The following is a 19,203-nucleotide window of genomic DNA, read 5'->3' as shown; positions in this document are numbered from 1 at the left end:
TCTAGGGCATGTTTTTGCGCCGCTGCAGAAATGTTTCCTGAGCGTTGACAGGCGGTTCACCTTCCGCCGGTTTGAGCCGTTTGTAGGTGCCGTCGGCATACATCAGCCGGGCTTTGACGTTATCAGCCAGATACAGGTTGAGGATATCCTCGTGAATGGAGCGAACCATGCGTTTATCTTCAATGGGGAAAAGCACTTCCACACGCTGGTTAAGATTGCGCGGCATCAGGTCGGCGCTGCCCATATAAATTTCTTCGTCGCCATTGTTGTGAAAATAATAAATGCGGCTATGTTCCAGAAAGCGCCCGACAATGCTGATGACGCGGATATTTTCGCTCAGCCCTTTAATGCCGGGGCGCAGGCAGCAGATGCCGCGCACAATCAAATCTACCTTAACGCCGGCCTGAGAGGCGCGGTAAAGCCATTCAATGATCGGCTGATCCACCAGCGCGTTCATCTTGAAAATAAGGTGTCCGTTGCCATATTTTTGTTGATGTTCAATTTCGCGGGCAATCATGGCTTCAAATTGCTTACGCAGGTTGATGGGCGCCACCAGCAGTTTGCGGTAATCCTCTTTCAGCGAGTAGCCGGTCAGGTAATTGAAAAGGTCGGTAGCATCGGCGGCGATGTCATCATCGCAGGTGAACAGTGACAGGTCTTCGTACACCAGTGCGGTGATATGATTGTAATTGCCGGTGCCCAAATGAACATAACGGCGGATGTGGTCGCCCTCGCGTCGAACAACCAGCGCAACTTTGGAATGGGTTTTCAGCCCCAGCAAACCATAGGTGACATGGACGCCTTCCTGCTCCAGCAGACGCGCCCAGCTGATGTTGCTCTCCTCGTCAAAGCGGGCTTTCAGTTCCACCAGCACGGCGACCTGTTTGCCGTAATCCCGGCGGGCTTGCAGCAGGGCTTTGACCACCGGTGAATTGGAACCGGTGCGGTAGAGAGTTTGCTTGATCGCCAGCACACCGGGGTCGCGGGCAGAAGTGCGTAAAAAATCCACCACCGGTGAAAACGAATCGTAGGGGTGATGCAGCAGGATGTTTTCCTGTTGAATGGCGTTGAAAATGGCATCTTCTTCTGCATCCGGCCCAAAGCGGAGATTGGGCGGGGTGTACGGCACAAATGGACGGTCTTTCAGCTCATGGCGCTCGATGCGGGTCAATTCCATCACGGTGCGCAGGTTGAGCGGGGAATCCAGCACATACACATCATTGCGGTCCACCCGCAGGTTGGCAATCAGCATTTCTTTGAGGGTGTCCGGAATGTCTTTGCGAATCATCAAACGGACAACCGTTCCAAAACGTCGTTTGCGCACGCTTTCCTCGATGGTTTCCAGTAAATCGGCGGCTTCCAGTTCCTGAATTTCCATGTCCACATTGCGGGTGACATGGAAGAGGTGGGCGCCGGTTACCTTCAAACCCGGAAAGAGGTCATCCAGATTGGCGATGATTAATTCAGCCAGCCAGAGGAAGTAATGATGGCGGGGAACGGTACCATCCTTGCGCACGCTGCCCGAGGAACGTTTTATTGGCACCAGTTGCGGGAGGGTATCCGGCACTTTGACGCGCGCAAAACGCTGCTGTCCGTCTTTCCCCTCCAGGGTAATGGCAAGGTTGAGGCTTAAGTTGGAAATATGCGGAAAAGGATGGGCCGGGTCGAAAGCCAGCGGGGTCAGCACGGGGAAGACCGTTTCGTGAAAGTAATCATCGGCGATTTGTTTCTGGCGGGCAGTCAAGTCGCTGTACGAACGAATATGAATACCGGCCTCATCGAGTTGAGGCATTAACTTTTTGTTCCAGTATTCCCGTGCTTCGCTCATGATCTTTTGGGAAACTTTGCGGATCTCAACCAGCTGCTGGGCAGCGGTCAGGCCGTCAATCGAGAGATCCACCACCCCTTCATCGCGCTGCAGGATCAAACCACCCACCCGCACCATAAAAAATTCATCCAGATTTGAGCCGAGGATGCCTAAAAACTTGACCCGTTCCAGCAGGGGATTCGATTCATCCATCGCCTCTTCCAAAACCCGCCGCTGGAATTCGAGCATGCTCAATTCGCGGTTGATATACAGGGCGGGATTTTTGAGGTCAATTGCCTCAACACCAGGAGAAATAATTTCGGGCATTTTTGGCAAACTCGCTTTCTTTTTACCTTTGACCATAGGGGGTTTGACTCGTTTGATCAAATTTTGGATTTCCCTTTTTCGATAGGTGGATAGAGAAAATGGAGAGGCTGTGATCAGTGTATCTCCTATTATACTGAATCCCCCCATCAATTGACTCATCGAGATTAAACCCCCTTTTGGGGCAAGTTACTCAATTCCCGGCAGCTTGTCCTGCTGCTGTGAATAAACGGCAACCCGGTTGCGTCCGTTTTCCTTGGCCTGGTAGAGGGCTTTGTCGGCAGCATCTACCAGTTGATCAAGGCTGATGGGTTTGCCGGGTTCAAAGCAGGCTACTCCCAGACTGATGGTGATGGAAGCCTTACCTTTGGGGGTTGGGATGTGGATCGATTCGACCGCATGACGTAACCGCTCGGCGATGACAATGGCTTCTTTGATGCAGGTTTCAGGCAGCAAAATGATAAATTCTTCACCCCCAAACCGCCCGATTGTATCAAATACGCGCAGGTTGCTGCGGCAACGCTGCGCCAGAGCCTGTAACATCTGATCACCCACCAGATGGCCAAAGGTATCATTAATCCACTTGAAGTGGTCAATATCCAGAAGGATGATGGCCATATGGCGATCATAGCGGTGCGAGCGTTCCAGTTCAGTTTGAGCCACATAATAAAAGTGACGCCGGTTGAATACGCCGGTTAACGAGTCGGTGATGGCCAGTTCATGCAATTTCTGTTCGGCCAGTTTTCGCTCGGTCATATCGCGGAAGGAGAACAACCAGCCGATCTGCTTACCTTCCAGACGATAGGTGGTCATTAAACAATCCACCGTCACACCCGAATGCAAATCCAGCGCGACGGAGGTTTCCTCAACAGAATGCTGGATAATGTTTTCCAGTGCGGTGAGGAAGGGGCTGGCATCCGTCATTTTTTGAGCCAGCATATCCAGCGGATGATGGTCAATCTGATTTTGCCAGTTATTGGGCAAATCAAAGAGTTCCACCAGCCGTTGATTGTGGAGAATAACGTTCAGGTCCTGGTCGAACACGACCAGCCCGGAGGCGGATGACTCAACCGTAGCCTGTAAGAGCGCCATTGAACGGCGCAAATCCACTTCCACCTGTTTTTGCTCGGTGATATTGTGCAGGGTGATGATGTAACCGCTCAGCTCGCCGTTGTCCTGCAGCAGACGGTTGACTTTGACCTGATAATACTGGGTGGTGCCCTTCGCGGGCAGGGAAATCTGGGTTATTTGCGTAGAACGTCCGATGCCAAAGTCGGCCCAATTATCGGCCAGCGGCAGCAGGCTGGTGATTTCACGGCCAATCAATGATTCAGCTGGCGCAGAAAGTAGCGCGTACGCTGCCGGGTTGGCATCCAGCACCCGTTTGCTGGTATCCACCACAATGACCGCATCGGACAGGTTTTCAAACAGGGTATCGCGGGCAATGGGTACCAGGTCGAGCAGATGGTGCCTGAAAAGTGACCAGGCGATGATCAGATTGCTGACGCCAAAGGTCAGCGGGAGAATGTCATGCAATTCCAGCGGAATCAGTCCAAGAGCGGTAATGATGCTGACCAGCCAGGGGATGATCGTGCCGATCAGTAAGGTGCCCACCTGCCGGCGAAACAGGCGCGGTGCGCCGATATACTTAACCACAAAAAACAGCGTGGCAAGTGTGATCAGGGTGTATGTGTAAATCGTGAACACCCCATACAACGCCCCGTTCTGGAATTTGAGGTGATAAAACAAGTCGCTTGGGACGATTTGCGGGTTGACTCGGAACAGCCCATGAATGCCATCCAGCCAGATGAATAAAACCAGCAATCCGGCGGGGATGAAAAGATAATTCCAGTTGAAGCGTTTGAAAGGGATCTGCCGGTAGTTATAATCCAGCGCAAAGCCGAAGTAAAAAACCGGCAGCAGCGAGGCTGCCAGAAACTGGAGATTATTCCAGAACAGGTTAATTTCGATCTGGCGGCTGAGGATTTGGAAAATGTAGGAGATGATCCACACCGCTTCGCTGTACGCCAGACCGACCAGCGCGCGGGATGCGATATCCTGCTTACGGGTAGTGGCTAACCGCCCGACCCAAATGCATATCCCCGCTGAAATCAGATAGGGTAACAGGCCTACGATGTAGCGTAGAATCATCAAGTTTCGGTAAGGTAATATTCTGGTGGATTAAATCTAATGATACCGCATAATTGGCGATTCTGATTTAATGAAATTGCAAAGTCCACTTGACAAGCCGTGCCAGATTATTATAATGGTGTTGTAAATACACTAATCGCACGTTTATAATTTTTTTCATTCAATTTGTGTGATTTTTACACGAAGGAGGCGAGATGAGCGATCTGCTTTCGGCCCGATCCAGGGCTTTCGTGGATTTTGTTGAAAAATGGCTGTCTGAAAGACCAGTTTTACCGCTGGCACACGCTGCTCCGCACCCTGAACGAGTTGCCATCCTTTCGGTGGATATGATCGAAGGATTCTGTCATATCGGCCCGCTGGCAAGCCCGCGCATTGCGGCCATCGTTGACCCGATTGTCGAACTGTTCACCAAAAGCTGGCAGCACGGCATCCACCATATTTTGCTCAGCCAGGATGCGCACGAACCGGATGCGATTGAATTTGGTGCCTGGCCGCCGCATTGCGTACGTGGGACACCAGAGGCGGAAACCGTAGCGGCCTTCAAAGCCCTGCCATTTTTTGATCAAATGGTCATACTGGAAAAGAATTCCATCCACAGCGGATTGAATACCGATCTCAATCGCTGGTTGGAAGAACATCCCCTGGTGGATACCTTTATCGTCGTGGGTGATTGTACCGATCTGTGTACCTATCAATTGGCCATGCACCTGCGGCTGGATGCCAATGCCCGGCAGCGCCATCGGCGCATCATTGTGCCGGCAAATGCGGTTGAAACTTACCATCGCAGCCTCGAAACTGCCAAAGAGCAGGGCGGTCTGCCCCATGATGGGGATTTACTGCATGCCATTTTCCTCTATCACATGGCGCTCAATGGCATTGAGGTGGTTGCCTGCCTCCAGTAACCCTGACAACAGCAAGTTTCCGGTTTTACCCTCTATGGGTTGGGCAGTAAAATGCTCAACCCAAAACGTTTAAGTGGCTGGAATCCAGCAAAAATTTGTCCATCGAAGGTGGTTGGCTTTTTGATATAATAAGGTACTTCGTGGAGGTGAAGTATGGATCAGAACAATCAAGAACGATATGAAGACAGTGAGTTATACCGCATCCGTCACTCGCTGTCGCACATCATGGCGCAGGCAGTCCTGGAAATGTTCCCGGAAGCCAAATACACCATCGGTCCGCCGGTAGAAAACGGCTTTTACTACGATTTCGACCTGCCGCGCACGCTCACTCCCGAAGACCTGGAAAAGATCGAAAAACGTATGCGTCAGATTGTGGCTGGCAAATATGATTTTGTCCGCAAGGTGGTCAGCGCTGACGAAGCCCGTAAAATTTTCGCCAATCAGCCCTATAAACTGGAACTGATCAATGATCTGGAGCGCGGAGAAACCGATGAGCACGGTCAGCCCCTGGACGAGAAACCGGAAATCTCCATTTATACGCACGGCAATTTTGTGGACCTGTGCCGCGGCCCGCATGTGCAAAACACTTCGCAAATCAACCCTTCAGCATTCAAACTGATGAGTGTAGCAGGCGCATACTGGCGGGGTGATGAGAAAAACCCGCAATTGCAGCGCATCTACGGCACCGCCTGGAAGACGAAAGAAGAATTGGATCGTTACCTGCAAATGCTGGAAGAAGCCAAAAAGCGCGATCACCGCAAACTGGGCAAGGATTTGGAGATTTTCATCTTTGATGATGAGGTCGGCCCCGGTTTGCCGCTCTGGCTGCCGCGCGGAGGAATCATTATTGAAGAACTGGAAAAACTGGCTAAGGAAGTGGAAGAACAGGCCGGTTACCAGCGGGTGCGTACCCCGCACCTGACCAAAGAGGACCTCTTCCTGCGCAGCGGACACCTGCCCTACTATGCCGAGAGCATGTACCCGCCTATGGAACTGGAAGGGGTGCGTTATTATGTCAAGCCGATGAACTGCCCCTTCCACCACAAAATCTATGCTGCCAAACCGCGTAGTTACCGCGATTTGCCCATCCGCCTGGCTGAATATGGCACCTGCTACCGCTATGAGAAAAGCGGCGAATTGTTTGGGTTAATGCGGGTGCGTTCCATGCAGATGAACGATGCCCATATTTACTGCTCGGAAGAACAATTTGAGCAGGAGTTTCTGGCAGTGGTTGAGTTGTATTTGAAATACTTTGCCCTGTTTGGCATTGATCGCTATGTGATGCGGCTGAGCACCCATCATAAGCGCGGACTGGGCAAAAAGTATGTGGATAACGAACGCCTGTGGTTGAAGACCGAAGAAATGGTGCGCAGCGCCATGCGCAATGGCGGAGTGCCGTTTGTGGAGGCGGCTGACGAAGCAGCCTTTTACGGCCCAAAGATTGATGTGCAAATCTGGAGTGCCATCGGGCGCGAATTTACGCTGGCAACCAACCAGGTAGATTTTGCCGTGCCGGAGCGCTTTAACCTGACTTTCATCAACCGCCATGGGGAAGAGGAAACCCCGCTGTGTATTCACCGCGCGCCGCTCAGCACGCATGAACGCATGGTCGGCTTTTTGCTGGAGCATTATGCCGGCAATTTCCCGGTCTGGCTTTCGCCGGATCAGGTGCGCATCATCCCGATTACCGACTCGCATAATGAATATGCCCGTCAGCTGGAGCAGGAAATGCGCGCGGCCGGCATTCGCGCCGAAGCCGATTTAGGCCAGGATCGCATGAATGCCAAGATCCGCTCAGCGCAACTGCTCAAAATCCCCTATATGGCCGTGGTTGGTGATCAGGAAGTCAGCACGCGCACGATTGCCCTGCGCCGCCGGGATGGCAGTCGGCAGAATGATGTGCCGGTAGAAGCCTTCATTGAACAGGTCAAGGAGCGCATCCGCACCCGCTCGGCAGAATTATGACGCATTCTGGCGAAATTGAAAGGTCAAATTGGTTGACATGTACTTCAACCTGTGTTAATATCTGCCCCAGAACAATTGAATAAGCCCCCAAAAGGCGCTCTTATCCAGAGAGGTGGAGGGACCGGCCCTGCGAAACCTCGACAACCTGAAAACCTGCTGTTTGGAAATGGGTTTTCAAGGTGCCAAGTCCGGCAGAAAGAATTCTGGAAGATGAGAGGGCACTTCTTTTAGAAATAGAAAGTTGCCCCTTGAGGCCAGAAGGGGCAACTTTATTTTACAGGAGGAAACAATCAGAATGAACACCACTTTTATGAACTCGCCGCGTTACCTGTTTACCTCTGAATCCGTAACAGAGGGACATCCGGACAAATTGTGCGATCAGGTCAGTGATGCGGTTTTGGATGCCTGCCTGGAGCAGGACCCTTACTCGCGTGTGGCCTGTGAAGCGGCGACCAAAACCGGCTTTGTGCTGGTGTTTGGTGAAATTACCACCCGCGCACAGATTAATTTCGATGAATTGGTGCGCCGTGTGGTGAAAGAAATCGGTTACGACCACAGCGACAAAGGCTTTGACGGCAATACCTGTGCAGTCCAGGTTGCCATTTCAAAGCAGTCCGGTGATATTGCCATGGGGGTGGATAAAGCCCTGGAAGCCAAAACCGGCACGATGTCGGAAAAAGAAATCGAATCGGTGGGAGCCGGCGATCAGGGCATGATGTTTGGTTATGCCTGCAACGAAACCCCCACCCTGATGCCCATGCCGATTTATCTGGCACACAAACTGACCCGCCGGCTGGCAGAAGTGCGTAAAAATGGCACACTGCCATGGCTGCGCCCGGATGGCAAATCTCAGGTTACCATTGAATACCGCTTTGGCCGTCCTTACCGCGTGGATACGGTGCTGATCAGCACCCAGCACGCACCAGAAATCTCGCAGGAAGAAATTTATCAGGCAATTACCCAACATGTCATTTACCCGGTGCTGCCGCCGGAAATGGTGGATGATCAATTGAAAATTTACGTCAACCCCACCGGTCGTTTTGTGATCGGCGGCCCGATGGGCGATTCGGGTTTGACCGGCCGTAAGATCATTGTGGATACCTACGGCGGCATGGGGCGGCACGGCGGCGGTGCCTTTTCCGGTAAAGATCCGACCAAGGTGGATCGTTCGGCAGCCTATGCGGCCCGCTGGGTTGCCAAGAACATTGTCGCTGCCGGGCTGGCCGAACGGGTTGAAATTCAGGTTGCCTATGCAATTGGGGTTGCCCGTCCGTTAAGCATTAATGTGGAAACCTTTGGCACCGGAACAATTCCGGATGAGGAAATTGCACAACTGATCAGCGAACATTTTGATTTGCGCCCCGGCGCAATTTTGCGTGATCTTGACCTGCGCCGCCCGATTTACCGTCAGCTGGCTGCCTATGGTCACTTTGGACGGGATGATCTAGACCTGACCTGGGAGCGTACCAACAAGGTGGAAGAATTAAAGCAGGCCGTGGCCGCCAAACTGGCAACTGCGGCGGATTAGGTACCGGATCCGGTTGAATTGGAGGACACCCGTCAGAGATGGCGGGTGTTTTTATTTTTCGGCCGGCGGGGCAGTTTGGCCGTAATCCAGCACCTCGCGCACCTGCGAATTGGGCAAAGCGGGCGAGATGATGCCTTTCTCTTCGAGGGCATCAATCAGGCGGGCGGCGCGGGTGTAACCGACTCGCAGGCGGCGCTGCAGCATGGTAATCGAAGCGCGTCCTTCGCGGCGTACCAGTTCTATGGCTTCTTTCAGCAATGGGTCACCGCCGCTGTCCTCGTCATCCCACAGCGGAGTTTGTTTGAGCGGAATGCCGGCGGGCAACAAATCTGCAGTGGCGGGGGTTGTGCTTTCGCCGCCGCTTTTCTCCCGAACCAGCGCTGCCTGTGAGCGCCAGTAATCCACCAGCCGTTGAATCTCCACATCTGAAACAAACACACCCTGTAAACGAACCGGAGCGGCGGCATCCGGGGCTTGAAAGAGCATATCACCGCGCCCCAGCAGCCGTTCGGCACCGGGCTGGTCGAGGATGACCCGGCTGTCCACCGAGGATGCCACCGCAAAGGCGATGCGCGCCGGGAAGTTGGCTTTGATTAAACCGGTCACCACATCCACCGAGGGACGCTGAGTGGCAAGAATCAGATGAATGCCGGTAGCCCGCGCCAGCTGCGCCAGGCGGGTGATGGCACGTTCGGTTTCATCGGGAGCGAGCATCATCAGGTCAGCCAGTTCGTCAATCACCGCCACCAGGTAGGGCAGCCGTTCGGTGGGGTGGCGGGCGTTGAAGTCCTGAATATTGCGGGCGCCGCTTTGTGAGAATTTGTGATAACGGGCATCCATCTCTCGCTGCAGCCACTGCAGTGCGCCAATCACCCGTTCGGTATCCACCACGACGGGCGCAAGCAGGTGGGGAATGCCGTTGTAGCCGGTCAGTTCCACCCGTTTGGGGTCAACCAGAATCAGGCGCATATCGGCAGGGGTATTATTCAGCAGCAGGCAGGTGAGAATGGAATTGACACACACCGATTTGCCGGAGCCGGTTGTTCCGGCAATCAGCAGGTGCGGCATCGCGGCCAGATCCACCGCTACCGGCTTTCCGGCGACATCCTTGCCGAGCGCAAAACGCAGCACCGAACGAATGCGTTTGAACGCCTCGCTTTCAAGGACTTCGCGCATCGAAACCCGGCTGATTTCGGTATTGGGCACTTCAATGCCCACGTAAGCCCGTCCGGGCACGGGCGCCTGAATGCGGATGCGGGGTGCCGCCAACGCCAGCGCCAGGTCGTCGGCCAGTGAGGCGATCTTGGATACCCGCACGCGAGTTCTGCCGGAGCGGGTTTCGATAAAATCCGGCTCAACGCCAAACCGGGTCACCGTCGGCCCGCGCGAAATATCTACCACGTGGGCGGGTGCGCCAAAGGATGCCAGCGTTTCTTCGATCAATTTGGCGCGTTCCTGTTCCAGATTGGTCTGCTGGGCGGCAGGCGTGGCCGGGTCGAGAATCGAGTCAACCGCCGGCAATTCCCAAATAAATGCGGCAGCGCTGGCGGATGTTTGGTGGGAGGGAGAGGTGACAACATTGTCGGCATGCCCGGCCGGCTGGGGTTGCGGTGCAGGCGGGGCGGGTTGCGAGGTTGCTGTCGAGGAGGCGGCTCTTTCCCGCCGCGGCGGGGTTGAACGCTGGGGCGCTGCCGGCGGCAGGGGTTGAAATTCGGGTGGGAGTTCTTCGGATTCGCTTTCTTGCATGGAGTCGCGCGGGCGGCTGGCAACCGCCTGACGGATTCGTTGTTGCATGCCGCTGAATAGCGGCGAAATGCGCCGCATCAATTCCGGGATGGAAAGATCAAAGGTGAAAACCAGTGCAATCATCAGCCATGCCAGCAGAACGATGAGCGCCCCTGCAACCCCCACGCTGGAAGTGAGCAGTCGCAATAAAAAACCGCCAAGGATACCTCCGCCTTTGCCCAATTCGGCCAGCTCCATCTCGCCGCCGGCAAAAAGGTGCATCCATGAGAGGAGGTTGAGGTAAAGCAGCAAACCACCGGTCAATCGTTCAGCCGAAAGGCGCGGCAGTCGTTCAAAACTGCGGAAAACCAGCCATAGACCAACGGCAATGAACAAGAGAGGCAGAAGATAGGCGCCCCAGCCGGTGATGCGTGAAAGGAAGGAGATCCACGCGCCGGTAATCGTTGAGCGCTGCGAAGAGAGCAGACTGAGCAGGGTCAGCAAGCCAACAAAAGCCAGAAACACCCCCAGCAAATCTAATTTTCGATCCAGCGAAAGAGAAGGAAGGGATAATCCGCCGGAGCTGCCGCTGCTCCTCACGGAGCGTGAGCGGCTGGCTGACGGTGAGTTTCGCTCCGGCTTACGTTTGATTGGACGCTCTGCCGTTTTGCTGCGCCCGCGCGCAGGAGATTGGGGGGCGGTTTTTCGGCTCTTGGAAGGATGTCTTGCCAATTCAAGCCACTCCATTCGGAAAAGGTGTTCTATATCCATTATAGCCGGAATCGCTCAAAATGCTGGCAGATGAGGGCGACAATTGACCCGAATCATCTCGCCCGTTGTGGGCATTGAAGATGCCTGAAAGCACTTGAATTGTTAGCAAAATATTCAAAGTCTGTAAGAGTTCCATTAGAGGTCTTACAAATCACTTGACTTGTGGTATTCGGAAAGAATAAAATGAAAGCATGGAATATAAGGACTATTACAAAATTCTGGGTGTTTCAAAAACAGCCAGCGAAGAAGAAATCAAAAAAGCCTACCGCAAACTGGCCATGAAGTTTCACCCGGACCGCAACCCCGGTGACAAGAGCGCGGAAGAAAAGTTCAAAGAGATTAATGAGGCCTATGAAGTTCTTGGCGACCCGCAGAAACGCGCTCGATATGACCAGCTGGGTGAATCCTACCGACAGTGGCAGCAAATGGGTGGGCAGCCGGGTTCGTTCAACTGGGAGCAGTGGTTCACCGGAGCTCCGGGCGGGGGGAGAACGGTGCAGGTGGACATGGAAGACCTGTTTGGCGGGATGGGAGGATTTTCCGATTTCTTCAGCGCAATTTTTGGCGGGATGGGCGGAGAAACGGTGCGCCGCACCACGACCAGTCGCCGCACCCGTCAGCCCCAGGCCTTTGAATATCCGGTGCAAATCAGTCTGGAAGAGGCTTACCGCGGCACCACCCGTCAAATTCAGGTGGACAACCGCCGAATCGAGGGCAAAATTCCGCCGGGCGCTCAAACCGGCACCAAAGTGCGCCTGCCGGGCGGCGGTCCAATCGGTGCAGATGGACAGAAAAGCGACCTGTATCTGGTGATTGAAGTACTGCCTGACTCGCGTTTTGAACGCAAAGGCAATGACCTTTACACCGAGGTGGCGGTAGATTTGTACACGGCTGTGCTGGGCGGTCAGGTGCGGGTGACAACCTTGAGCGGAGAGGTCATGTTGACCATTCCGCCCGGTACCCAACCGGGACAGAAAATCCGGCTGGCAGGCAGGGGCATGCCCGTCTTACGCAATCCGCAAACTTTTGGGGATTTGTACGTCACGGTCAAGGTGCAGCTGCCGCGGCAGTTGACCGAGGAGCAGCGCCGCTTGTTTGAGCAATTACGCGCTTTGGAAAGACAAAAGTCGGCTGCCCGCGCCTGAACAGCAAACAGGCGGGAAGTGAATCGCGCAGGCAAAGTCCTGCCGGTGCAAGCACAGCCCGCCCAGTATCACCGAAGACTTAACAGGTAATCGAGAGGTACAATATGAACAAAAAAACCATTTTACTCGCTTCGCTGATCATTCTCCTCACCACGGCTGCTTGCGGGTTTACGTTTCAGATTCCACGCTTTTTCGGTGAAGAATCCCCTGCACCGACAGTAGAAGTTCAAAGAGCAACTTTGCCGGTCAGCCCGCAAATTACCCTGCCGGCGGTTCCGACCCTGAGTGCGCCTCCGGATATTTCAGCTTTGAGTTATGCGGAGCGGGATGCTGTGTTGACCTCGCTCTATGAGCGGGTTTCTCCGGGGGTGGTTTCTCTGTTGGTGGAAAATGGACAGGGCGGCAGCACCGGCTCCGGTTTTGTGATTGACCGACAGGGACACATTGTGACCAATTACCATGTCGTTGAAGGCGCAACCGATGTGGAGGTGGATTTCCTCTTTGGGTTGAAAGTGCGCGGCAAGGTCATCGGTACGGATCTGGATTCAGATCTGGCTGTGGTCAAAGTGGATGTGCCGGAAGATGTGCTTGTCCCGCTCCCATTGGGAGATTCGGACCAGCTCAAAGTTGGGCAAACCGTGGTTGCAATTGGCAATCCCTTCCAGCTCAACGGCACCATGACGCTGGGGATTGTTTCGGCAAAGGGAAGGACGCTGGAATCGTTACGCCAGGCCGAGAGCGGCTCTTTCTTCACCGCCGGCGATATTATTCAGACGGATGCAGCCATTAACCCCGGTAATTCCGGTGGACCGCTGCTTAATTTGAACGGTGAAGTAATTGGCGTCAACCGTGCCATCCGCACCACTGGCACCACCATTACCGGTGATCCAGTCAACAGCGGCATCGGTTTTTCGATTTCCAGCAACATCGTACGGCGGGTTGTACCGGAATTGATTGCCACCGGCAAGTACGATTACCCCTATCTGGGAATCAGCAGCCGCAGCAACTTAACCTTGCGGATGATTGAAGAATTGGGTCTGCCGCGTCAAACCGGCGCTTATATTACTGCGGTTACGCCGGGCAGCCCGGCAGACCGGGCCGGCTTACGCGGCGGCAGCCGGCCGACCAGTTTCACCGGCTTGCCGGCAGGCGGCGATTTGATCGTGGCTATTGATGGCCAACCGGTAATGACCTTTGACGACTTGCTCAGTTATCTGATTAAGAACAAACAACCCGGCGACAAAGTCACCCTGACGATTGTTCGCGACGGGCAGGAAAAGGAGGTGGATTTAACGCTCGGAAAACGTCCATGAAGTGAACCGGAAGCAGGTTAATGGAATACTCAATCCCACAACTAAAAAGGAGGTTGCCATGTTGGCTGAACGTGAGCTGCGGGAGTTGCTGCAATTCGTATCGCCGGATCCCGTTTTGAGTGTTTATCTCAACACCGATCCATCGGCTGGCAATTCAGATGCTTACCGGCTGCGATTGCGCAATTTGTTGAAGGGGGTCAACTTGCCGGATGATGTTGCAGCCATTGAAAATTATTTTCAGTGGGAATATGATTGGAGCGGCAAGGGGGTGGTGGTATTCTCGTGCGCTCCACAAAAATTCTTCCGGGTTTATCCGTTGGCCATTCCTGTGCCGGATGTGGTGCACGTCAGCGACCGCCCCAGTGTGCGCGTGCTGGCTGACCTGCTGGACAGCTACGGCGGGTACGGCGTCGTTCTGGTGGACAAGCAAGGCGCCCGCCTGTTTTTCTTCCATCTGGGTGAATTGCGTGAGCAGGAAGGTGTGGTGGGTGAGGCGGTCAAGCGCGTCAAACGCGGCGGCGCTTCTACCGTGCCCGGTGCGCTGGGTGGTATTGCCGGACGAACCCGCCACATGGAAGAAGTGGTCGAACGTAATATGAAAGATTCGGTGGAATTTGCGGTGCAATTCTTTGAGGCTAACCGCGTTCGGCGCATTTTATTGGGCGGCTCGGATGAAAATGTGGCCCAATTCCGCAGTTTGCTTCCTAAAGCCTGGCAAAGTCTGGTTGTGGGACATTTTCCCATGAATATGAACGCCGGTCATGCCGAAGTGCTTTCAAAGGCCATGGAAATTGGACAAAAGGCAGAACAACGGCGTGAGGAACTGCTGATTGAGGATCTGATCACCCGCGCTGCCAAGAACAGCGGAGCGGTAACCGGTTTAGAGGCAACCCTGGAAGCCGTCAGCGGTGATCGAGTCAGCACGCTGGTTGTGGCCCAGGGTTATCAGCAGCCGGCTTACCGCTGTACCCATTGCGGCTACCTGACAGCGAAAATCGTCACTACCTGCCCGGTGTGCGGCGGTGAGGTGCGCGAAATTCCGGATGCGGTAGATTTTGCCATCAGCCGCACGATGCGCGCCGGCGGTGATGTGGAGGTCATTCACGCCAGCGACCAGTTGATCAAGGCCGGACAGATTGGGGCATTTCTGCGTTACTGACCGGCTTGCGCCTTGATACGGGCTAAAAACTTATGCCTCCCCCAAAAATTGCGCAGGCAATATTGGGGGAGGCGCAGGAGGGGGCTCCTTATCAGTGCTGGCAAGCCTTGCTTCGCTCAGAATGACGAAAACATTTCTTTTTGTGCGAGCGTCAGCGGGCGCGGCAGTCTTATGGTTTTTCCAGTCTTGAAAGATTTTCCGCCAGTATTCTCAATTCTTCCAGACTTTTTTCGGGATCACTGGTCATGCTTGAACGCACCGCAGCCAGTCGTTCGGTCAGGGCGGTTTCGATGTCTTTATCCCCAATCATGGGAATCAATTTTTTGAGGTTGGTATTGGCGGAGCTCAATTCCTGCCGGGCAGTCAGCAGGTCTTTGGTTACCAGCGCCAGGCGGGCGTAGGTCACATTATGTTGCAGCGCGGTCAATGCAGCGGAATACTGGAGGACTTTTAATTCGCCGGCAGTCTGCTCCAGTTCGTCTTGGGTTGTCTGCAATTGCTTACGAGCCTGATCCAGGTCGGCTTCTAACGTGGCGATTTGCTCATTCAGGAGCAAAACCTGTTGACTGGCTTCTATCCGCGCCTGTTCTGCAGGCAGATAGAGCAGGAAGTACGCCAGCCCAAAACCGACGAGCAGGGATACCAGCACAATTGCCAACCAGATCAGGCTCTTGCGCAGCCAGGCCGGGGTCGGTTTTTTATCGGTAGAAAGGGCTGCTTCTTCTTCGACTGCTTCCGGTTGGGGTTGAGTTTCTTCTCGCAGAGTTTCACCGCTTGGGGTGGATTCTTCTGCTTGGTTGGGCGGTGTTACCTCAGGGACGGGTATTTTTTCGTTTTCCATGAAAGGTTGCTCCGTTCAATTAGGGTGTTGGGGAAGGGGTGGGGGTCAAGGCCAGGGTACCGGCAGGGGTTGGGGTGCTGATCAAAACACCCGTAGAAGTGATTTGCTGGGTTTCCTCAACGGCCAGGGGTGCAATCGGTGTCTCTTCTAGCATGGGCGGCAGCAGAATCAGGTTTTCCGCTGTCTGTAAATCACTGGCTGCCATGACCGGACGGTCGGGCAGGTTTACCAGTGCCGAATCCAGTCTGCCAAGCCATGCAGCCAGTTCTGCTTTCTGTTCTTCGCTGGCGGTTTGTTGCAATTCGATCAGCAAAATCCGGGCTGCACGAATTTCATCGCGCGCCAGCCCTAAATTGGCCTGACCGAGATACACGCGCGCCCGCTGAATGAGCAGAGCGGATTTCAGGACGGTTAACTGATATTCCAATCCGGCCAGCAGTTCTCCGCTGGCAATGGTTTTCTGATTTTCTTCTGCCAGTTGAAGCGCATCCTGGCCAATTTTTTGGACTTGAGCCAGTTTTTTCTCCAGTTCATCCAACCGTTTGAGCTGCAGGGGGTAAGCCTGCTGGGTGGACTGCACCATTTCCTGATCGCGTTTCAAAGCGGCAAATTCATCCTGAAGCACGATCATCTCGTTGCCTAATTCCGTAACCTGCTGTTGGAGTTTTTCCATGCGCTGGCTGAGCTGATCCATTTGAGCGGCCTGCTGGGTTTCCAGCAGGCTCAACCGGGCGGCATTCTCCCGGGCCGGCAGGATTGCCTGCTGATAAATCAGGACGAAACCCATATACAAAAGTCCGGCCAGGATAACGCCTGCCAAAATCACGATAATCAACCGCAGCAAAGCCCGAAAAAATGCACCCACAGCTATCGAAAATCGTTCACCGGCAGAAAGCGGGGGTTGTGAGTTACTCATGGCATTCTCCTGTCTAAGGGGTTTCGCCCACGTTCAACAAACGACGCAAGCCATCTAAAAAGTTCTGGAACACATTGCTGCGCTTCTGCAGTTCTTCAATTTGGGTCTGAAATACCGCAGTTTGCTGCTGAAGGTCATCCAGTTCACTTTGGGCGGATTTCAATTCCTCACTCAGGGATTGCTGTCCTCTTTCGAGTGTGGTCACCCGTCCGCCGAGCGCTTCAATGGTTTGTACGCGGCTGCGTAAGTTGTCCACATCTCCTTCCAGCAGGCGGATGCGATTATTAAGCGCATCCAGCCGCGCGGAAAGCGCCTGTGCTTCTGCGGCAGGTGCATACGTCAGGGTCTGATTAATCAGCGCCAGCGTGCCCAGGGTGAAGATGAGCGAGAGGATCAGGGTGATCACAGCCACCCCTACCCCTGTCCACAACAAATCTTCACGCCGCGCCCATTTTTCGCCGCTTTTGAGGGGCTGCCCGGCAGGTGGCGGGGTTGGGGCCGGTTGAGATTCAACGGCTGCAGAGGTTTCAGCAGCAAGCGGGGCGGCCTGCAAGGTTTGAGTGTGAGCCTTACCGTCGTCTTCCGCCATGGCAGATTCGGGTTCGGCTGGGGAACCTTCCGGCAGGATTAACTCAGATTCTTCCTGGTCCTGGGCGGTAGCCGCAGCCGGTATTGACTCGTCAGGGGGTGAAGCGGGTTCTTCTGCCTGGGAGAAATCTGCCAGTTCAATTTTCAAGAAGGGCCTGATCCTTTCCAGCGAGGCCGGCCCAATTCCGCTCACCCGCGTTAAGTCATCCAATGAAGTGAAGGGGCGGGCAGCCACAATCCGTTCGGCCAGCGCCGGGCCAATCCCCGGCACGGAAGCCAACTCCTCAACCGTGGCACGGTTAACTTCGACTGCGCCATTTTCCGTGTTCATATTTCCTCCTTTTCTAAACAACAAGAACTTTCAAGACCGGTTTTACTCGCTTTTGGTTTTACGCGCCGGCAGGGCCGGGCGGGCGGGATAAGGTAAGGGGATGTATTCAACGGATGGACGGCGCTGCTGGGTTTGCGGGTACAGATTCATCAGCTGGTAGATCTCTTCCGGCAGCTCGGTTTTGACGTTCAGGCCTAACTGGCGGGCTTCGTCCACCGTAATCGGGTAATCATGCGTCCACTTGCCGGTTGCCAGTTCCTCTGCCAGAAATTCGGCTTTCTCTACCGGGTAATTTGCCGAGGCGATTCTGCGAATGGTAGCTTTGACCTGCTCAATGGCTTTCCGCGAGATATCCGCCAGAATCAGGGTTTCATCGTCAATCCGATTGCGGTCTTTTTCGGCCACCACTTGCAAAATGGAAGCCGCGGGAAAGTTGCCAATTTGCGGATCCACCGGGCCGAGGACGGCGTTTTCATCCATGAGGATTTCATCGGCCGCCAGCGCAATCATTGTCCCACCGGACATGGCGTAATGCGGCACCATGACCGTTACCTTGCCTTCATGACGGGCAAGCGCATTGGCAATCTGTTCGGCAGCCAGTACCAGGCCGCCGGGGGTGTGGAGGATAATGTCAATCGGCAGTTTTGGATCGGTCAGTTTGATGGCGCGCAGCACCTGTTCCGAATCCTGAATATCAATGTAGCGGGCAACCGGAAAACCCAGAAAACTCATGCTTTCCTGGCGGTGAATGAGGGCGATGACGCGTGAGCCGCGTTTGGTTTCTATCGTTCTCATCAAACGCAGGCGGTCGGCTTCAATGATTTTTTGCCGGAAAAGCGGCACCAGACTGGAAATGATGAGAAAGAGCCAGAGAAGATTGATCAGGTCCATAAGGCCTCCCTTTTGAGTTTCAAAGTTGGGTTACCATGGGTAATATTCGTCGCGGTACCAATAGACTCTGGTACGATTAGAAGCGCTGAATGGCAAGGCGAGCAGCAAGCCGAATAAAAATCCGCCAATGTGCGCCCACCAGGCAATTCCGCCCATGCTCATGCCGGCCGGCAGTGCAAGGGATACCAGGCCAGAGAATAACTGGGAAACGAACCAGAATCCAAGATAGATGACGGCCGGGATGTTGACAAACCATGGCAGAAAAAAGACCGGCACGAACGTGATGACCTGAGCACGCGGGAAAAACAGGAAGTAGGCTCCCAACACTGCTGCAATTGCCCCGGATGCGCCAATCGAGGGAATGTTTGGGGCGCCCAGCAGCAGCTGCAGCATTCCAGCAGCAACGCCGCCGAACACATAAAACACAAGAAAGCGGAAAGACCCCATCCGGTCTTCGACATTATCCCCGAAGATGAACAGCGTCCACATATTGCTGAGAAAATGCACCCATCCACCGTGCAGGAACATATGGGTCAGGAGAGGATACCATGTCAGCGGATTTTCTATTTGGATGCGGCTGCCCAGCAGCCCAAAGGTGCGAATGAAACGTTCCAGTTGAAAGGGATTCAGATTCAATTCGATAAATACGAAAACGAAAGTATTCACCAGAATGATGAGCCAGGTCATGATGGGGAGTGACCTGGAGCGAATGGTATCTTTGAGTGGAAACATATCTCCTCCGATGTCATCTTTAGTATAGCCTCATTAGAACAGGATTGCAAACCGGAATACTCAAACCGGCATGAGGATTGCAACAGACAAAGCATGATGACTCGACATGACCGG

General features: G+C 54.2%; 14 protein-coding genes and 1 riboswitch. Of the genes, 6 read left to right on the top strand and 8 right to left on the bottom strand.

Annotation, left to right across the window (positions count from 1 at the left end):
- Window position 1: 1 nt before the first annotated feature.
- Window positions 2-2,134, bottom strand: a complete 2,133-nt coding sequence (gene ppk1, locus ACWIZX_RS07555) for a polyphosphate kinase 1 (protein WP_322791498.1) — start codon at window positions 2,132-2,134, stop codon at window positions 2-4.
- 186 nt (window positions 2,135-2,320) lie between these two features.
- Window positions 2,321-4,282 carry a histidine kinase N-terminal 7TM domain-containing diguanylate cyclase gene (locus tag ACWIZX_RS07550; protein WP_448335334.1) on the bottom strand — a complete coding sequence of 654 codons (1,962 nt, stop codon included), beginning with the start codon at window positions 4,280-4,282 and terminating at the stop codon, window positions 2,321-2,323.
- Window positions 4,283-4,476: 194 nt separating this feature from the next.
- Between ACWIZX_RS07550 and ACWIZX_RS07545 the strand changes: the two genes are divergently transcribed.
- From ACWIZX_RS07545 to metK, 3 genes are all read left to right on the top strand, one after another.
- A complete protein-coding gene (locus ACWIZX_RS07545; protein WP_322791500.1) occupies window positions 4,477-5,184 on the top strand; it encodes a cysteine hydrolase family protein in 708 nt (235 codons plus the stop codon).
- Between the two features lie 153 nt (window positions 5,185-5,337).
- Complete coding sequence (gene thrS, locus ACWIZX_RS07540) at window positions 5,338-7,149, top strand: threonine--tRNA ligase (RefSeq protein WP_448335333.1); 1,812 nt, start codon at window positions 5,338-5,340, stop codon at window positions 7,147-7,149.
- 97 nt (window positions 7,150-7,246) lie between these two features.
- Window positions 7,247-7,366, top strand: a riboswitch (SAM riboswitch).
- 78 nt (window positions 7,367-7,444) lie between these two features.
- Window positions 7,445-8,677: a methionine adenosyltransferase gene (metK, locus tag ACWIZX_RS07535; RefSeq protein WP_448335332.1), complete on the top strand. Its 1,233-nt coding sequence runs from the start codon at window positions 7,445-7,447 to the stop codon at window positions 8,675-8,677.
- 51 nt (window positions 8,678-8,728) lie between these two features.
- Here metK and ACWIZX_RS07530 read toward each other — a convergent pair whose 3' ends face one another.
- Complete coding sequence (locus ACWIZX_RS07530) at window positions 8,729-11,134, bottom strand: DNA translocase FtsK 4TM domain-containing protein (RefSeq protein WP_448335331.1); 2,406 nt, start codon at window positions 11,132-11,134, stop codon at window positions 8,729-8,731.
- Between the two features lie 230 nt (window positions 11,135-11,364).
- Here ACWIZX_RS07530 and ACWIZX_RS07525 point away from each other — a divergent pair, with 230 nt between their 5' ends.
- The 3 genes from ACWIZX_RS07525 (at window position 11,365) to ACWIZX_RS07515 (ending at window position 14,790) form a co-directional block, all read left to right on the top strand.
- Window positions 11,365-12,318, top strand: a complete 954-nt coding sequence (locus tag ACWIZX_RS07525; RefSeq protein ID WP_448335330.1) for a DnaJ C-terminal domain-containing protein — start codon at window positions 11,365-11,367, stop codon at window positions 12,316-12,318.
- A 104-nt stretch (window positions 12,319-12,422) separates the two neighbouring features.
- Window positions 12,423-13,631, top strand: coding sequence for a S1C family serine protease (locus ACWIZX_RS07520; protein ID WP_322791684.1), 1,209 nt, complete (start codon window positions 12,423-12,425; stop codon window positions 13,629-13,631).
- Window positions 13,632-13,689: 58 nt separating this feature from the next.
- Window positions 13,690-14,790 carry a baeRF10 domain-containing protein gene (locus tag ACWIZX_RS07515; protein WP_322791683.1) on the top strand — a complete coding sequence of 367 codons (1,101 nt, stop codon included), beginning with the start codon at window positions 13,690-13,692 and terminating at the stop codon, window positions 14,788-14,790.
- A 169-nt stretch (window positions 14,791-14,959) separates the two neighbouring features.
- Here ACWIZX_RS07515 and ACWIZX_RS07510 read toward each other — a convergent pair whose 3' ends face one another.
- Genes ACWIZX_RS07510 through ACWIZX_RS07490 form a run of 5 tightly spaced genes read right to left on the bottom strand, consistent with a single transcriptional unit; the run spans window position 14,960 to window position 19,089 of the window.
- The gene (locus tag ACWIZX_RS07510; protein ID WP_448335329.1) at window positions 14,960-15,631 is read right to left on the bottom strand and encodes a hypothetical protein; all 672 of its coding nucleotides are present in this window, start codon (window positions 15,629-15,631) and stop codon (window positions 14,960-14,962) included.
- A 19-nt stretch (window positions 15,632-15,650) separates the two neighbouring features.
- On the bottom strand, window positions 15,651-16,547 hold the full coding sequence (locus tag ACWIZX_RS07505; RefSeq protein WP_448335328.1) for a hypothetical protein: 897 nt from the start codon (window positions 16,545-16,547) through the stop codon (window positions 15,651-15,653).
- A gap of 13 nt (window positions 16,548-16,560) precedes the next feature.
- The gene (locus ACWIZX_RS07500) at window positions 16,561-17,466 is read right to left on the bottom strand and encodes a helix-hairpin-helix domain-containing protein (RefSeq protein WP_448335327.1); all 906 of its coding nucleotides are present in this window, start codon (window positions 17,464-17,466) and stop codon (window positions 16,561-16,563) included.
- A gap of 42 nt (window positions 17,467-17,508) precedes the next feature.
- Window positions 17,509-18,357 (bottom strand): SDH family Clp fold serine proteinase, encoded by an 849-nt coding sequence (locus ACWIZX_RS07495; RefSeq protein ID WP_322791679.1) that lies wholly within the window; start codon window positions 18,355-18,357, stop codon window positions 17,509-17,511.
- Between the two features lie 30 nt (window positions 18,358-18,387).
- On the bottom strand, window positions 18,388-19,089 hold the full coding sequence (locus ACWIZX_RS07490) for a rhomboid family intramembrane serine protease (RefSeq protein ID WP_322791678.1): 702 nt from the start codon (window positions 19,087-19,089) through the stop codon (window positions 18,388-18,390).
- Window positions 19,090-19,203: the final 114 nt, after the last annotated feature.

The organism is Bellilinea sp. (genome assembly GCF_053501535.1).
This window is presented reverse-complemented; position numbering and strand designations above follow the sequence as displayed.

Excerpts from the sequence above, each read along its gene's own strand:
- ppk1 (WP_322791498.1), bottom strand. The coding sequence starts at position 2,134 with ATGCCCGAAATTATTTCTCCTGGTGTTGAGGCAATTGACCTCAAAAAT.
- ACWIZX_RS07550 (WP_448335334.1), bottom strand. The coding sequence starts at position 4,282 with ATGATTCTACGCTACATCGTAGGCCTGTTACCCTATCTGATTTCAGCG.
- ACWIZX_RS07545 (WP_322791500.1), top strand. The coding sequence starts at position 4,477 with ATGAGCGATCTGCTTTCGGCCCGATCCAGGGCTTTCGTGGATTTTGTT.
- thrS (WP_448335333.1), top strand. The coding sequence starts at position 5,338 with ATGGATCAGAACAATCAAGAACGATATGAAGACAGTGAGTTATACCGC.
- metK (WP_448335332.1), top strand. The coding sequence starts at position 7,445 with ATGAACACCACTTTTATGAACTCGCCGCGTTACCTGTTTACCTCTGAA.
- ACWIZX_RS07525 (WP_448335330.1), top strand. The coding sequence starts at position 11,365 with ATGGAATATAAGGACTATTACAAAATTCTGGGTGTTTCAAAAACAGCC.
- ACWIZX_RS07520 (WP_322791684.1), top strand. The coding sequence starts at position 12,423 with ATGAACAAAAAAACCATTTTACTCGCTTCGCTGATCATTCTCCTCACC.
- ACWIZX_RS07515 (WP_322791683.1), top strand. The coding sequence starts at position 13,690 with ATGTTGGCTGAACGTGAGCTGCGGGAGTTGCTGCAATTCGTATCGCCG.
- ACWIZX_RS07510 (WP_448335329.1), bottom strand. The coding sequence starts at position 15,631 with ATGGAAAACGAAAAAATACCCGTCCCTGAGGTAACACCGCCCAACCAA.
- ACWIZX_RS07505 (WP_448335328.1), bottom strand. The coding sequence starts at position 16,547 with ATGAGTAACTCACAACCCCCGCTTTCTGCCGGTGAACGATTTTCGATA.
- ACWIZX_RS07500 (WP_448335327.1), bottom strand. The coding sequence starts at position 17,466 with ATGAACACGGAAAATGGCGCAGTCGAAGTTAACCGTGCCACGGTTGAG.
- ACWIZX_RS07495 (WP_322791679.1), bottom strand. The coding sequence starts at position 18,357 with ATGGACCTGATCAATCTTCTCTGGCTCTTTCTCATCATTTCCAGTCTG.
- ACWIZX_RS07490 (WP_322791678.1), bottom strand. The coding sequence starts at position 19,089 with ATGTTTCCACTCAAAGATACCATTCGCTCCAGGTCACTCCCCATCATG.